11 protein-coding genes are annotated in these 15,046 nt (G+C 72.1%); 7 read left to right on the top strand and 4 right to left on the bottom strand.

Annotated features, from left to right (window positions below; genetic code table 11):
* The first annotated feature begins 37 nt into the window (after window positions 1–37).
* From JOE59_RS15355 to JOE59_RS15345, 3 genes are all read left to right on the top strand, one after another.
* Window positions 38–730, top strand: a complete 693-nt coding sequence (locus JOE59_RS15355) for a pyridoxamine 5'-phosphate oxidase family protein (protein WP_204461930.1) — start codon at window positions 38–40, stop codon at window positions 728–730.
* Window positions 731–1,069: 339 nt separating this feature from the next.
* Window positions 1,070–1,252, top strand: a complete 183-nt coding sequence (locus JOE59_RS15350) for a hypothetical protein (protein ID WP_074260556.1) — start codon at window positions 1,070–1,072, stop codon at window positions 1,250–1,252.
* Window positions 1,253–1,380: 128 nt separating this feature from the next.
* Window positions 1,381–4,371, top strand: a complete 2,991-nt coding sequence (locus JOE59_RS15345) for a helix-turn-helix transcriptional regulator (RefSeq protein ID WP_307837091.1) — start codon at window positions 1,381–1,383, stop codon at window positions 4,369–4,371.
* A gap of 52 nt (window positions 4,372–4,423) precedes the next feature.
* Here JOE59_RS15345 and JOE59_RS15340 read toward each other — a convergent pair whose 3' ends face one another.
* Window positions 4,424–5,947, bottom strand: coding sequence for a leucyl aminopeptidase (locus JOE59_RS15340; RefSeq protein WP_204461928.1), 1,524 nt, complete (start codon window positions 5,945–5,947; stop codon window positions 4,424–4,426).
* The gene (locus tag JOE59_RS15335) at window positions 5,944–7,677 is read right to left on the bottom strand and encodes an MFS transporter (RefSeq protein WP_204461926.1); all 1,734 of its coding nucleotides are present in this window, start codon (window positions 7,675–7,677) and stop codon (window positions 5,944–5,946) included. Before JOE59_RS15335 ends, JOE59_RS15340 begins: the two co-directional genes overlap by 4 nt.
* Window positions 7,678–7,788: 111 nt before the next feature.
* Here JOE59_RS15335 and JOE59_RS15330 point away from each other — a divergent pair, with 111 nt between their 5' ends.
* From JOE59_RS15330 to JOE59_RS18855, 3 genes are read left to right on the top strand one after another with little or no spacing between them, the layout of a single operon-like run.
* Window positions 7,789–9,528, top strand: coding sequence for a threonine/serine exporter family protein (locus JOE59_RS15330; RefSeq protein WP_204461924.1), 1,740 nt, complete (start codon window positions 7,789–7,791; stop codon window positions 9,526–9,528).
* A 27-nt stretch (window positions 9,529–9,555) separates the two neighbouring features.
* The gene (locus JOE59_RS15325; protein WP_204461922.1) at window positions 9,556–11,115 is read left to right on the top strand and encodes an SLC13 family permease; all 1,560 of its coding nucleotides are present in this window, start codon (window positions 9,556–9,558) and stop codon (window positions 11,113–11,115) included.
* 16 nt (window positions 11,116–11,131) lie between these two features.
* Entirely contained in the window at window positions 11,132–11,677 is a 546-nt protein-coding gene (locus JOE59_RS18855; RefSeq protein ID WP_239560305.1) for a GNAT family N-acetyltransferase, read from the top strand.
* 16 nt (window positions 11,678–11,693) lie between these two features.
* On the opposite strand, the gene JOE59_RS15315 is transcribed toward JOE59_RS18855, so the two are convergent.
* Window positions 11,694–12,665 carry a carbohydrate kinase family protein gene (locus JOE59_RS15315; RefSeq protein ID WP_204461920.1) on the bottom strand — a complete coding sequence of 324 codons (972 nt, stop codon included), beginning with the start codon at window positions 12,663–12,665 and terminating at the stop codon, window positions 11,694–11,696.
* A 4-nt stretch (window positions 12,666–12,669) separates the two neighbouring features.
* Complete coding sequence (locus JOE59_RS15310) at window positions 12,670–13,674, bottom strand: LacI family DNA-binding transcriptional regulator (RefSeq protein WP_204461918.1); 1,005 nt, start codon at window positions 13,672–13,674, stop codon at window positions 12,670–12,672.
* Between the two features lie 175 nt (window positions 13,675–13,849).
* Here JOE59_RS15310 and JOE59_RS15305 point away from each other — a divergent pair, with 175 nt between their 5' ends.
* Window positions 13,850–14,944, top strand: coding sequence for a substrate-binding domain-containing protein (locus JOE59_RS15305; protein WP_204461916.1), 1,095 nt, complete (start codon window positions 13,850–13,852; stop codon window positions 14,942–14,944).
* The last annotated feature ends 102 nt before the right edge of the window (window positions 14,945–15,046 follow it).

Raw genomic sequence — 15,046 nt, 5'->3', positions numbered from 1 at the left:
CTGCGAACGCGACCAGTGTAGCGCCGACACTCGAAGGGTGACCACGATCGACACCGCATCCCAGACCTCGGCACCTCGCCGCATCCGCCGCATGTCCGAACGCCAGACGACCGACCGCGACGCGCTCTTCGAGCTGCTCGACACCGAGCTGGTCGGCCACCTCGCCGTCGCGGTCGAGGGCATGCCGATCGTCGTGCCGATGGGCTACGCCCGCGACGGCGAGTACGTGTTCGTGCACGGCTCGACCGGCGGCGGATTCGCGTTGCGCGCGGCATCCGAAGGCCAGACCGTCGCGTTCGCGGTGACCGCGCTCGACGGACTCGTCTTCGCCCGCTCCCTCTTCGACAGCTCGATGAACTACCGCAGCGCGGTCGCGTACGGCGTGCTCGAGCCCGTCGAGGGCGAGGCGGCGGATGCTGCGCTCCTCGCGCTCGCGGCGCGGCTCATGCCGGGCCGCGCCGACGAGGTGCGGGCGATGACCCGCAAGGAGATCGCCGCGACCCGGGTGCTGCGACTCCGCCTCGACGACGTCGTCATGAAGACGAGGGCCGCCGGCGCGTCGGAGGCGGTCGACGACGGCGAGGACCACGCCGTCTGGGCGGGCGTCGTGCCGCTCGCCCGTGCCTGGGGCGCGCCGGAGCCCTCGGTGCTGACCCCGGCGGGTACCCCGACACCCGATTCGGTGGTCGCCCTGACGACGGCGGCCGCTCGCCGCGGCAGGCTTCACTGAGGTTTCGTCAGATCCATGGAGATGTGCAGGAGGGAGGTGCGCCATGTTCTCGATACTGTTCCTCGCCGTGCTCGCGATGGTCGCCGTCGTGGCGATCTCCGCCGCACTCGTGCAGTTCGGTCGCGACGGCTACCGCCGCACGCCGACGATCCTCGGCTGAGCGCCGAGAGCGAGCGGCCGGCCGACTGCTCGGCCGACCGTTCGTGCGTGAGCGGCCTCCTCAGGCGGATCTGAGGTGCCGACGCAGGAAATAGGGCGATCGCCCGATGAGCCTCAGGTGCCTCAGAGCGCACGCTGGAGGCATCCGGTCGAACGATCGGAACGACCCAGGAGGGGATCATGCAGTTCTCTGCGGATTTCATGGCACTGCACGCGCACCAGACCGACGTGCACCGCGCCGAGCGCGAGCTCGGAATGCAGCGGGCGGTCGACGAGGCGGGTTCCGGCGACGCGGGGGCGTCGCCGGAACCGGCTCGTCGCCGAGGTCACCTGCACCGCGCGCCGCGCCTCGCCCTGCGGTGATCCCGACGGCGATCGCGCAGGCGACGGCGTCGACGAACGGGCACGCGACCGCATCGGAGATTCCGCCGAGCGCGATCACGGATGCCGCGGCGGCTGCCGCTGTCGGAAGGACGTGGCACGATGAGATCGTGACCACGTCAGCGGCGGCCATGGTCGGCCGTGACGCCGACCTCGCGAGGCTCAACGAGCGCCTCGACGAGGTGCGCGCAGGCGCGCCCTTCACCGTCGTCATCGGCGGCGAAGCGGGCATCGGCAAGACGCGGCTCGTGCGCGAGTTCCAGCTCGGGCTGCCTTCAGACGTGCGCCTCCTGGCAGGCCAGTGCGTCGACCTCGGCAGCGTCGCGGCGCCCTACGCGCCTGTGAAGGCGGCACTGCGCACGCTCATCGCCGACATCGGGCCCGAACGGGTGCTCGAAGCGGCCGGCCCGGGCAGCCCGGCGCTCGCGGCGCTCCTGCCCGAGCTCGTGGCATCCGACCCCGAAGCGGCTGCCGTCGCGGCCCCGGCGGGCGTGGGCGCCGCGACCGGCCAGCTGCACGAGGGCATCGCGGTGCTGCTCGAGACGGTCTCGCGCGAGCGACCGGTGGTGCTCCTCATCGAAGACCTGCACTGGGTCGACACGGCGACGCTCGCGCTGCTGCGGTTCCTCATGCGCGCGCTCGGCTCGAGCCGGGTGCTCACGGTGCTGACCTATCGCAGCGAAGACGTCACGAGGGGCCATCCGCTGCGCGCCTTCCTCTCCGAGGCCGAGCGCGATCGCTGGGTCGAGCGCCGCGACCTCTCTCGGCTCTCCCGGGCCCAGGTGCGCAAGCTCACGAAGTCGCTCGTCGGCGAGCCGCCCACCGACTCGGTCATCGACACCGTCTTCCGGCGCAGCGACGGCGTGCCGTTCTTCGTCGAAGAACTCGTCGGCCTCGACGGCTGCCGAGACGAGGGCGAGTTGCCCGACACGCTGCGCGAGCTGCTACTGGCGCGATACGAGCGGCTCAGCGATCCGGCGCAGGCGCTGCTGCGAGTCATCAGCGTGGGCGGCGTGCGCATCTCGCACACGCTGCTCGAGACGGTCTTCGACGGCACGGCCGACGAACTCGACCTCGCCGCCCGCGAGAGCGTGCTCGCCGGGGTGCTGACCATCGACGGCGACGACTACGCGTTCCGGCACGCCCTCGTGCGCGAGGCGATCCTCGCCGACCTGCTGCCCGGCGAGCGGGCGAGATTCCACTCGCGCTACGCCGAGGCCTACGAGACGGCGGCGGCGGCCGGCACCCGGCGTCTCGCGGCCGAGATCTCGTTCCATTGGCTCGGCGCGCACGATGCCGCGCGGGCCTTCCCCGCCACGATCCATGCGATGCGCGAGGCGCGTGCCGCCGCCGCTTACAGCACCGCCGCGCAGCTCGGCGAACGGGCGATCGGCCTGTGGGACGTGGTGCCGGAGCCCGAGCAGGCATCGGGCATGACGAAGCTCGAGCTGATGGGGCGCACCGCATCGCACCTCCGCAATGCGGGCGAGGGTGAGCGGAGCCTCGCACTCGTGAAGGCCGCGCTCGCCGAGTGCCCGCGCGACGACCCGCAGTACCCCCGATTCCTGCGCGACAAGGCGACAGACCTCGCCAGCGTCGGTCGGCCGGGGTCGATCCCGGTGCTCGAAGAGGCGCTCGAGGTGCTCGGCGAGCGTCCGAGCGAGCTCCGCATGACGGTGCTCATCGTGCTCTCGGGCCGGTTCATGATCGAGGGCCGGCTCGACGAAGCGGTCGATACCGCCGAACGAGCGCTCGAGGTCGCGCTCGAGGTCGAGTCGCCGCGCTACGCCTCGATCGCCGCGAACGTGGCCGCCGTCAGCCGGGCGAGCCGCGGCGAGGTCGAGGCCGGATTCGCCGGGCTCGAACGCGCCCGCGAACTCGCGCACGGCGACGGGGCCGCGACGCTGCGCTACTGGGTCAACGCGTCAGACCTGCACTTCCTCGTCGGCAACTACGCCGAGGCGGTGCGCCTCGCCGAAGAGGGGCTCGAGCAGGCGCGGGCGCAGGGCGTCGAGCGCAGTTCCGGTCTGATCCTGGCCTCCAACGCCGTCGACCCGCTCTTCGCACTCGGCGAATGGGATCGCGCGGCGGCGCTGATCGAACGCGCGCTCGCCCTCGACCCGCCCGGGCCGTTCGGGGTGTACCTGCAGCGGGCGCGCATCTGGTCGATCCTCTGGCTCGGCGAGCCGGTGCGGGCCGCCGAGCAGTTGCGCAGGGTCCGCTCGACGATGACCGAGATCATGGAGGTCGAGGAGCAGACCCGGCTCAGCGTCAGCCGGGTCGCCGCCGAGGTCGCGCTCGCCGCCGGCGATATCGCCGGCGCCTGGCGCGACGCCAAGCGGGTGCTCGATGAGCCCGAGGCGCCGCTGCCCGGCTACGGCCTTCCGCTCGTCTGGGTCGCGGCTCGCGTCGTCGGAGCCGCCCGTGCCGGTGCCGTCGAGCGGGCGGGCGGCATCCCCGATGCCCTCGCCGCCGAGATCGGGGCGGCCGAACCGGCGCTCCGCGAGGTGCTCGCCGGCATGCGCAGCTGGCCCACGCAGCCGCTCTGGGCTGCGTTCTTCGAAGCCGAACTCGCCGAAGCCCCCGAAGGGGCGCCCGGCTCCGACGCTGCGGCCTGGCAGGCCGCCGCGAAGGCTGCGGCCGCCCCCACCGCCCCCGGCTACCTCGCGCCCTACGCCCTCACCCGCCAGGGCGAGGCCGAACTCGCCGGCGGCGACCGCGCTGCGGCGAAGGTCACGCTCCAGAGCGCCTTCGACCTCGCGCTGAGCGGCGGGGTGGGTGCGGTGCGCGACCGCGTCGAACAGGTCGCCGCGGCGGCGGGGCTCGCGCTCGACGGCGGCATGGGGTCGGGCAGGCCCAAGGCAGGTGCCGGCCCGGGCATCGCGGGCCCGGCAGCATCCGATGTCGACGCGATCGCCGAACTCACCGCCCGCGAGCGTCAGGTGCTCGAGCTCATCGCCGAGGGGCTCAGCAACCGCCAGATCGGCGAGCGGCTCTTCATCAGCGGCAAGACCGCGAGCGTGCACGTCTCGGCGATCTTGCGCAAGCTCGGCGCGGCCACCCGCACCGAGGCGGCGTACCGCGCCGGCGTGCTCCGCTGACGCGTCGCCGTAACGGTAGTAGTGCTGCGGCCGACCCGGCGGGCGCTCAGTGTCAGCGCGCCGGCTGGAAGCCCCGCGCCACGTCGATGAGGATGCGCGTGCCGAAGCCGGTCGCGCCCTTCGAGCGCCACGAGTCGTCGGCGTCGGACTGCATCGTGCCCGCGATGTCGAGGTGCGCCCACGGCGTCGTGCCCACGAAGTGGTCGAGGAAGAGCGCCGCCGTCGTCGCGCCGGCGAAGGTGCCGCCGAGGTTCGAGAGGTCTGCGACATCCGAATCGAGCTGCTTGCGATACCGGCGCTCGAGCGGCATCCGCCAGACCTGTTCGTCGGTCGACGCCGAGGCGCGTTCGACCGAGGCCAGCGTCGCTTCGTCGTTGCCGAAGAGCGCGGCGGTCGAGGTGCCGAGCGCCATGAGGGCCGCGCCCGTGAGCGTCGCGATGTCGATGATCGTGTCGACGCCCTCCTCGTTCGCGAGGGCGATGGCGTCCATCATCACGAGCCGCCCCTCGGCGTCGGTGTTCTTCACCTCGACGGTCGTGCCGTTCCGGGCGGTGAGCACGTCGCCGAGCTGGTAGGCCGAGCCCGACGGCATGTTGTCGGTGCACATGAGCCAGCCGGTCACGGTCGCGGTGGCACGCAGCGCCCGCAGCGCCGTGAAGGCGCCGAGCACGGATGCCGCGCCGCCCATGTCCATCTTCATGAGCAGGTGCATCGGGTCGGAGGGCTTCAGGCTGATGCCGCCCGAGTCGTACATGATGCCCTTGCCGACGAGTCCGAGGTGCCCGGTCGGCGTGCCGGCCGGCGTGTAGCGCAGCTTCACCATGCGCGGTTCCTCGGTCGAGCCGCGGTTGACGCCGAGCAGGCCGCCGCAGCCGAGCTCGATGAGCTGCTGCTTGTCGAACACCTCGACCTCGAATCCGAAGCGTGCGCCGAGCGACACGGCGATGTCGGCGAGGTCGGTGGCGGTGAGGTGGCCGGGAGGCGTGTTGGCGAGGTCGCGCGCCACGTTGGCCGCGCGCGCGGTGACGATTCCGGCGGTGATGCCGGCGGCCAGCTCGACGGCGTCGGTCGTCGCCGGAAGCACGTCGCCGATGCGCAGCGCGAGCCGCTCGAGCGCTGCCCCGGGCGGCTTCGTCGAGCGCCCCGTGTAGCGGTAGCGGCCGAGAGCGGCGCCCTCGGCGATGGCCTGGCCCGCCGTTGCCCGCTCCAGCGTGCCGAGCACCGGGATCTCGAATCCGATGCGCGAGAACTTCGCGGCCGCGCGCACGAGGGCCGCGGTCGCGTCGCGCAGCCCGTTGGTGGTGAGTTCGGCCGCCGGCCCGCCGCCGACGAGCACCGCCGGTTCAGTGCCGGGCACGTACAGCGTCTGCCCGGGCTTCGCCTCGAAGCCGGCGAGCTCCCAGGCGGCCCGGTCGAGTCCGGCGATCGACTCGGCGTCGGCCACCGGGGTGGTGACGAGCACGCCCGTCACCTCGACGTCGGTCAGTGCCTCGTCGAGCACGACGGAGGGGGAGTGGGCGAGCGACGACACCGCGTCGAAGTCGTCGGGGATGAGCTTGTTCGCGCTGCGGGTCATGCCAGCGCCTCCTTTCGGTCGAGGCCGTCGCGGTCGTCGCGTTCGTCCACGTCGTCGATGTGGTCCAGGTCGTCGGGCTCGACGGGGTCGATCGAGTCGTCGTCGTCGGGCTCGAGCTTCTCGGGCAGTTCGTCGCGGCGGCGTCCGGGCATGCGGGTCGCCGGCACGATCGCGAGGAGCGAGAGCGCCGCGAGGCCGAGCAGCGACACCTTCAGCGCCTGCAGGCGCGCCTCCGCGTTGATCGCGATGGCGGCGTCGAGCTGCGGACCGGTCGCCCGGGACTCGAGCACCGCAGCGAGCTGCTCGTTCGTGAGGAAGTCGGCCTCGTTGATGTTCACCTGAGCGATGAGTTCGTCGGAGATCTCGGGGTGCTCCTGCGCGCCGCTCAGGAGCAGCGTCGAGAGCATGCCGACGGCGAAGGCGGTGGCGACGGCGATGCCGACGCTGCCCGAGAGATTGTGCACGAGCCCGCGCCAGGCGCCCACGTCGCCGGCGAGCTGCTTCGGCGCGGAGGAGAGCAGGGTGTTGAAGACGAGGGCGACGATCGCGCCCTGGCCGAGTCCGAGCAGGATGAGCCCGGCGACGACGAAGCCCTGGCTCCATTCGCCGCGCACCGTGAAGGCGAGGAGCGTGAGGGCCGACGCGACGACGACGAAGCCGGCGCTCGCGATCGCCTTCGGCGTGAACCGGCCGTAGAGCGAGGCGACGAATGTCGAGGCGAGGAAGATCGAGAGCGTGTAGGGGATGATCGAGAACGAGGTCTCGATGCTCGACCGGCCCTGCACGACCTGGATGTACAGCGGGATCAGGAAGTTCGCGGCGGTGCCGACGAACAGCATGATCGCCATGCATGCGGTGATCGCCCGCTCCGAGCCGGTCGCGAGCACGCGCAGGTCGAAGATGCGGGGCTTGCCCTCACGCCCGCGGCGACGCAGCCACGAGAAGAACACCTGGCCGACGATGAGGCCGGCGATCACGAGCAGCGGTGCGGGCGAGATGCCGAGGACGTCGAACGGCGCCTGGCTCGTCGCGAGCCACACGCCCCACGTCGAGAGCCCCGAGAAGCCGAAGCTCAGGAGGATGACGGCGACGGCCGCGAGGATCGCGCCCGTCCAGTCGATCGAGAGGCCCGGCTGGGCCGGCACGCGCTTGAGCTTGAAGCTCAACAGCAGGTTGACGACGGCGAGGCCGACCATGAGCGCGAACGACCAGCGCCAGCCGATCGTGTTCGCGAACCAGCCGGCGAGGAGGAGCGCCAGCACGCCTGCCGCGGGGATCGCCGCCGCGAGGAGGCCGATCGCCTTGCCCTGCTGCGACCCGTGATAGTTGGTGGCGATGAAGACGGTGAGCGCGGGCGCGATGAGCGCGATGACCGCACCCGACGAGGCCTGCGCGATGAAGAGCATTGCGGGCGAGACGCTGAGGGCGACGCCGAGCATGGCCACGCCGTGGATCGCGACCGCGATCTGGAACACGCCGCGCGAGCCGAATCGCGAGCCGACCTTCGCCCCGAGCAGGATGAACGCGGCCATCGCGAAGGTGCCGGCGGTGATCGCCGTGCCGACCGAACTCGCCGGGGTGTCGAGGTCGGTCGTGATGCCCGCCATCGAGACGGTGAGCGCATTCACCGCGAACGAGGCCTGGATCTGCGTCATGACCACGACGATGAGCGCGAGCCACGAGGTCTTCGCGATCGGAGCGGCAACGGATGCTTCGGCCTGCATGCTCATGAACGTCCCCCCGGGTTCCAGCTACTGCTGCTCACCGTAGCCGCTCATGCGTCGTCGGCGATACGGCACGGGCGTTGAGCCTCGCGGGCGGGCGCGACTACAGTGAGCGACATGTCAGCCGGGGGGCGGGTGCGGGTCGTCGTCACGATCGGCGCGGTCGCCGTCGCCGGCTGGTTCGGGGTCGGATGTCTCGGGGTCCCGCCCGCCGCGGCCTGGGCGACCGCGCCGGTCGTCGAGCCGCTGCCGACGGATCAGCCCCTCGAGTCGACGCCCCCGGCCACCGAGCCCGAGCCCGATCCGGAGCCCACCCCGACGCCGGAGCCCGAGCCGACCGAGGAGCCGGTCCCGACGCCGGAGCCGGAGCCGACCGAGGCGCCCGCGACCGAGACGCCGCCGACGCCGACCGAGACGCCGTCGCAGGCGCCGGTGCTCGAACCCGTGCCGCCTGCGGTGCTCGCCGACGACGACGTGTCGCCGTGGTCGTGGATCATCGCGGCGCTCGTGCTGCTCGCGAGCGCCGCCGTGCTCTTCGCGATCCGCAGGCCGGGGGCTGCAGAGCTGGAGTCGGAGACCGGCCCGCTCACCACGGGGGTGCTCACGCCGGGCGGGCCGGCGCCGGGCACCACCCCGCCGCCGGCGGTCACGCTCGCCGCGATGGAATCGGTGGGCGAGGCGATGATCGACGCCGGGTACTCGGTGACGACCGTGCACACCGCACTCCTCGACATCGCCACGGTCAATGCCGCCCCGGCGACGGAGATCATCGTCTTCCCGACCGCCCTGATCGTGTCGGCCCGCGGCGTCGGCGAGCTCAGCACCGGTGCCGTCGCGAGCGGCAACAGCAAGCTCACGCTCGCGCAGCTCGACGAGCTGAACCGCACGGTCGAGGCCGCCCGCACCGGTGCCATCGACCCGGCGACGACGCGGCGCCGCATCCGGAGACTCCGCGCGCAGCCGCTGCCGTATTCGGCGGTGCAGCGGGTGGTGGCGTACGCGTTGCTCTCGGCAGGGCTCTCGGTGCTGCTCGGGGCCTCGTGGGCGGGGGCGGGCGTCGCCGCCGTGCTCGGCGTGTTCGCGGGCGCCGCCCAGCTCCTCTCCGCCCGCGCTTCGCGCGACTACCAGGCGCTCGTGACCGTGGCGATCGCGTTCGGCGTCTCGATCGCGGTGTTCCTGCTCATCAGGGCGGGGCTCGACCCGGGCGTGCTGCCTGCCCTCATCGCACCGCTCGTGACGCTGCTGCCCGGCTCGCTGCTCACGACCGGCGTCATCGAGCTCGCGACCGGCCAGATGATGTCGGGCGGCGGCCGGCTCGCGGCAGGCACCATGCAGCTCGTGCTGCTCGCCGTCGGCATCGTCGGGGCGGCCGCGCTCGTGGGGGTGCCGCGCATCGACTTCACGACGGCGTCCCAGCCGATCGGTCCGATCGCGCCCTGGATCGCAGTCGCCGTATTCGGCGTCGGCATCGTCGTCTACAACTGCGGTCGCCGCGACTCGATCATCTGGATCCTGCTCGTGCTCTATTCGGCCTACGGCGCGCAGGTCATCGGCGACGTCTTCCTCGGCGGCGTGCTCTCGGCCTTCGTCGGGGCGCTCGTGATGACGCCGGTCGCCGTGCTCGTGGCGCGGCAGCGCACGGGCCCGCCGGCCGTCGTCAGCTTCCTGCCGGCGTTCTGGCTGCTCGTGCCCGGAGCGATCGGTCTCGTCGGGGTCGCGACCATCCTCGGCGGCGACCAGGCCGGGGCTGACACCCTCGTGACGACGGCGTCGACGATGGTCGCGATCGCCCTCGGCATCCTCGCCGGGTCGGCGATCACGGGTCGGCTGCGGTCGTCGCGCGGTCCCCTCCTGTAGCGGATGCCTCGCGGCTAGTCTGTGCCCATGGACCCCGTCGCGACCACGCTCGTCATCCTGGCGCTCGCGATCATCGCGTTCATGTCGAACCGCGTGCCGCTCGGCATCGTCGCGATCGGCGTCTCCGTGGCCCTCTGGCTCACGGGCATCCTCGATCTCGGCCAGGCGCTCGCCGGTTTCGGCGACCCCACGGTGATCTTCATCGCCGCCCTCTTCGTCGTGAGCGAGTCGCTCGATTCGACGGGTGTCACGGCGTGGGCGGGCCAGCAGGTCATCGGCCGGGCCGGCACGAAGCGGGGGCCGCTGCTCCTCGTCGTCTGCCTCCTCGTCGCGGGCGTCACCGCCCTCATCAGCGTGAACGGGGCGGTGGCGGCGCTCATCCCAGTCGTCGTCGTCGTCGCGACCCGCGCCGGCATCGCACCCTCGCAGATGCTCATGCCGCTCGCGTTCTCGGCGCATGCGGGGTCGCTGCTCGCCCTCACGGGCACGCCGGTGAACATCATCGTCGGCGAGGCGGCGGCCGATGCCGGCGCGCGCCCGTTCGGCTTCTTCGAGTTCGGCCTCGTCGGGGTGCCGCTCGTGGTCGGCACGCTGCTCATCATCTCGCTCCTCGGTCGGCGCCTGCTCCCCGAGCGGGCCGCGACGAGCCTGCCGCAGGACGTCAGCGCGCACGCCCGCACGCTGCGCGAGCAGTACCACCTGCCCGAGGGCACCGAGCTCATCGGTGTGCGCGAGGGGGTCACCGAAGTCGTCGTGGCACCGCGCTCGTCGCTCATCGGGCTGCATCTCTTCCCGGGCATGTGCACGCCGAGCGGCGATCTCGTCGTACTCGCCGTGCAGCGGGGAGGTGAAGACCTGATCGGCACCGACGCGCTCCTGCAGGCCGGGGACACGCTGCTCGTCACCGGCCCGTGGGGCGAGCTCGAGCGCAACACCGCCGGCCCCGACGTGCTCGTCGTCGACGACCCGGCGACGATGCGCCGCGCGGTGCCGCTCGGCTCCGGCGCGAAGCGCGCGATCGTGATCCTCGCGGCCATGGTGGTGCTGCTCGCCACGGGGCTCGTGCCGCCGGCGATCGCGGGGCTCGCCGCGGCATCCGCTCTCGTGCTGACCAGGGTCGTCAGCCCGACGCGGGCCTACCGCAGCATCTCGTGGACGACCGTCGTGCTCGTGGCCGGCATGATCCCGCTGTCGACGGCGTTCATCTCGACCGGCACGGCCGACCTCATCGCCGGGGGCCTCCTCGGGCTCGTCGGCGACGCCTCGCCGTACTTCGCGCTGTTCGCGATCTGCGCACTGACGATGGTGCTCGGCCAGCTCATCTCGAACACGGCGACGGTGCTCATCGTGGCGCCCGTCGCGGTCGTCGTCGCCGCCGACCTCGGGGTCTCGGTGCTGCCGTTCATGATGGCGCTCACGGTCGCGGGGGCGGCGTCGTTCCTCACGCCCGTCGCGACGCCGGCGAACACCATGGTGCTCGAGCCCGGCGGTTATCGCTTCGGCGACTACTGGCGGCTCGGGTTGCCGCTGCTCCTGCTGTTCCTCGTCGTCGCGGTGTTCTTCGTGCCGTTCGTCTGGCCGTTCTGAGTGCAGGATGGAGTCCATGCCCGATCCGTTCGTCATCCGTCCCGCCGCCATCGCCGACGCCCCCGGCATCACCCGAGTGCACTGGCGCAGCCACCAGACGACGTACGTCGAGCCCGGCCGCGTGGCGCGCGACAAGGTCGAGGGATGGACGTACGCCGACCGCATCAGGGCCTGGACGACGAACCTCGCGATCGCGAACGACGTGTACCCGCCGCCCGAGGGGTTCCATCGCATGGGCATCTGGGTCGCCGAGGTCGGGGGCGAGGTCGGGGGCGAGCACGGCGGCGAGGTCGTCGGCTGGGCGAACACCAGCACCGGTCGCGACTCCGACGGGCCGCGCGCGCTCGAGCTCGAGGGCCTCTACGTGCTCGACGAGTTCCATGGCGAAGGTGTCGGGCAGGCGCTGCTCGACACGGCCGTCGGCGATCAGCCGGCCTATCTGTGGGCGCTCGCCGACAACCCGAGGGCGCACGCGTTCTACCGACGCAACGGGTTCGAGCTCGACGGCACCTCGAAGGTCGACGACTTCTGGCAGGTGCTCGAGGTGCGGTTCGTGCGCTGAGCGCCCGGCCGGGTCGTCAGCTCCCGCCCTCCGACGGGTGCGCGGGAACCCGCAGCAGCGCGCCCTCGTGGCGCACGGTGGCTGCGGCGATCGCCATCGCCGACTCGAGCGCGGCGGCCCAGCCGCTCGCGTCGCTCGGCACGCCGTGCACTGCGAGGTGGTGCACGACCGCGGAGAGCGTGGCGTCCCCGGCCCCCATGGTGTCGACGACCGTGCCCGGCAGGTCGACGATGCCGGCATGCACCGCTGCATCGCCGGCATGCAGGTCGGCGCCCTCGCGGCCCGCGGTCGCGAGCACTGCCGGGGTGCGCGCCGGCGCGGCATCCGATGCGGCCCCGCTCTCGGCTTCGCGAGTCGACGGCGCCCGGAGCCGCTCGACGAACTCCGCCAGGGGAGCGCCGAGCAGCAGCTCGGCATCCTCGTCGCCGACCTTCACGAGCATCGCGTCACGGGCCGCGGCGGTGAAGTTCGCGAGGAACGCCTCGCGGTCGTGCAGCATGCCCGCACGGGGGTTGCCGTCGATCGCGAGCCGTTCGCCCGGGCGCGCGATCGCGGCGCGCAGCTCGGCCGCCTGCTCGGCGTCGTCGAACGGGAAGCAGCTGACGACCACGAGGTCGGCCTCGTCGATCGCGGCGCGGGTCGCGTCGTCGAAGCGGATGCTGCGCCGCTGCGCGGCCTCGTTGAATTCGTACCGCGGCTCGCCGTCGGTGCGATCGGAGACGGCCCGCGAGGTGCCGTGCTCGGAGGGGCTCTCGACGAGGCGCACGCCGTAGTCGCGCAGGAATGAGCGGATGCGCGTGGCCGGCTCGTCGTCGCCGAGCATCGCGACGAGCGTCACGTCCTCGCCGAGGAGGGCCAGCCCGACCGCGACGTTGAGGGCGGCGCCGCCGACGAACTCCCGGGCCCCGCGAGGGTCGCGCAGCTCGTCGATGAGCGCGTCGCCGATGACGGTGATGCGCGCGCTGGGATCCACGTCGTGCCGTGACATCCGCTCAGCCCTCCGTTCGCGGCGTGATCTCGCCCGATCCGCGCACGATGAGCCGTGTCGGTACGATCGAGCGCGCCGCGGGGGCGGTGTCCCCGTCGAGGCGGGCGAAGATCCGTTCGGCGGCCGTGCGGCCGATCTGCTGGGGGTTCTGCGCCACGACCGTGACGCCGGGGTCGAGCAGGTCGCCGAGCGGCACATCGTCGAAGCCGACGAGGGCCGTGTCGTGCTGCCGGCCGAGTTCGCGCAGTGCACGGATGACGCCGATGGTCACGAGGTTCTGGCTGGAGAAGATCGCGGTCGGCGGGCTCGGGGCGTCGAAGAGTGCGAGGGTCGCGGCCTGCGACGTCGCTTCGTCGTGGAGACCCTCGACGACATGCTGGTCACGAGTGGAGACGCCCGCCCTGCCGAGTTCGTCGAGGTAGCCGCGATGCCGCTCGCGAGCGGTCTGGATGCCGGGGCGGTCGCCGAGGTAGGCGATGCGGCGATGCCCGCGCTCGAGCAGGTGACGGGTTGCGAGGGCGGCCCCGTCGGCGTTGTCGCTGACCACGGCGTCTGAGGTGATGCCGGCCGGTTCGCGGTCGACGAAGACGACCGGGGTGCCGCGACGCAGCTCGGGAGCGAGATAGGCCTGGCTCTCGGTGATGGTGGTGAGGATCAGTCCGTCGACGCGGCGGCGGAGGAAGGCCGCGACCGCCTCCTGTTCGCGGTCGGGGTCGTCGTCGAGGCTCGACGCGAACACCGAGACCCCGCGAGCGAGGGCGGCGTCTTCGACGGCCCGGTGCACGGCGCCCGAGAACGGGTTGTCGACGCTGCCGACGAGGAGGCCGAGCGTGCGCGTGCGGCCGTCGGCCCTGCGCAGGTTTCCCGCGTGCAGGTCGGGTTGGTAGTCGAGCGTGCGTGCCGCCGCCTCGACCTTGGCGATCGTCGCCGCCGAGACGTTCGGCTCGCCGTTGATGACGCGCGAGACCGTCTTCACGCCGACGCCGGCCAGGGCGGCCACGTGCCGCATCGTCGGTCGCGAACGTGCGCTCTCCGGCGCGGTACTCGAGTTTGACAACGGTGTCACGATTTGCTCCCAAATGTGCAAGTTGGACTTGACTATACATGCGTCGGTGAGCTAGACCTATCCCTGACATCGTTGTCAAGGCGACAACGGGCCTTCCAACACCAGAGGAGATTCATCGATGAATCACACAGCACCAGGTGCGCTCCGCCGCCGTCTCATCGCCGCAGGATCGCTGACCGCTGCCGCGGCGCTCGCCCTGACCGGCTGTGCCGCGGGCGCCGACGCAGGCGGCGAGAGCGGTGACACTGACGCGATCGGCGTCTCGCTCATCGTCAAGACCACGACCAACCCGTTCTTCGTCGCCATGCAGGACGGCGCGGAGGCCGCTGCCGACAAGCTCGGCGTCGAGCTCACGCTCGCCGCGGGCAAGGAGGACGGCGACGAGGACACCCAGATCCAGGCCGTCGAGAACGCCATCTCCAAGGGCGACGCCGGCATCCTGATCACTCCGAACGGGCCCGGCGTCGAAGACGCGCTCGTGAAGGCCCGCGACGCCGGCCTCTTCGTGATCGCGCTCGACACCCCGCCGGCCGATCCCGAAGCCGTCGACATCACCTTCGCGACCGACAACTTCGCGGCAGGCCAGGAGATCGGCCGCTGGACCGCGGCCAAGCTCGCCGGCGAGACGGCGACCATCGCGCTCATCGACCTGTTCGACGACAAGATCGTCTCGGTCGACTACAACCGCGACCAGGGCTTCCTCGACGGCATGGGCATCGACACCGCCGACGCAGCGGTCAATGGCGACGAGGCGAAGAGCGGCACCTACAGCGGTGGCGACTACGAGATCGTCGGCAACGAGGCATCCGGTGGCGCCGAAGACGGCGGCCGCACCGCCGCCGAGACCCTGCTCTCGAAGAACCCCGACATCAACGTCGTCTACACGATCAACGAACCGGCCGCGTACGGCGCCTACGAGGCCTTCAAGGCAGCCGGCAAGGACGATGTGATCGTCGTCTCCGTCGACGGCGGCTGCGCCGGCGTCGACCAGGTGGCCGAGGGCATCATCGGCGCGACCAGCCAGCAGTACCCGGTCAAGATGGCCGAGCTCGGCGTGCAGGCGATCTTCGACCTCGTGAAGACCGGCAAGGCGCCGGAGACGACCGAGGGGCTCGACTTCTTCGACACCGGCGTCGCGCTCGTCACCGACGACCCGCAAGAGGGTGTCGAATCCATCGACACCGCGCAGGGCGGCGAGATCTGCTGGGGCTGATCCCCGGCACCGCATCGTGAGCGGTGCGGGTCGGTGACGGATGCCGCGGCGCGGCTCCCCCTGATCATGACCCCTCCCGCAGCTCCCGGTCCCACCCGGCCC

The organism is Agromyces cerinus (assembly GCF_016907835.1).
In the GTDB taxonomy this organism is placed as follows: Bacteria; Actinomycetota; Actinomycetes; order Actinomycetales; family Microbacteriaceae; genus Agromyces; species Agromyces nitratus.
Note: the sequence above shows the minus strand (reverse complement) of the source record. Positions and strands in the feature narration are given on the sequence as shown.

What these genes read in the sequence shown, in the direction of transcription:
- JOE59_RS15325 (WP_204461922.1), top strand. Translation starts at nt 9,556, where the DNA reads ATGGACCCCGTCGCGACCACGCTCGTCATCCTGGCGCTCGCGATCATC.
- JOE59_RS15305 (WP_204461916.1), top strand. Translation starts at nt 13,850, where the DNA reads ATGAATCACACAGCACCAGGTGCGCTCCGCCGCCGTCTCATCGCCGCA.
- JOE59_RS15335 (WP_204461926.1), bottom strand. Translation starts at nt 7,677, where the DNA reads ATGAGCATGCAGGCCGAAGCATCCGTTGCCGCTCCGATCGCGAAGACC.
- JOE59_RS15340 (WP_204461928.1), bottom strand. Translation starts at nt 5,947, where the DNA reads ATGACCCGCAGCGCGAACAAGCTCATCCCCGACGACTTCGACGCGGTG.
- JOE59_RS18855 (WP_239560305.1), top strand. Translation starts at nt 11,132, where the DNA reads ATGCCCGATCCGTTCGTCATCCGTCCCGCCGCCATCGCCGACGCCCCC.
- JOE59_RS15330 (WP_204461924.1), top strand. Translation starts at nt 7,789, where the DNA reads ATGTCAGCCGGGGGGCGGGTGCGGGTCGTCGTCACGATCGGCGCGGTC.
- JOE59_RS15350 (WP_074260556.1), top strand. Translation starts at nt 1,070, where the DNA reads ATGCAGTTCTCTGCGGATTTCATGGCACTGCACGCGCACCAGACCGAC.
- JOE59_RS15315 (WP_204461920.1), bottom strand. Translation starts at nt 12,665, where the DNA reads ATGTCACGGCACGACGTGGATCCCAGCGCGCGCATCACCGTCATCGGC.
- JOE59_RS15310 (WP_204461918.1), bottom strand. Translation starts at nt 13,674, where the DNA reads ATGCGGCACGTGGCCGCCCTGGCCGGCGTCGGCGTGAAGACGGTCTCG.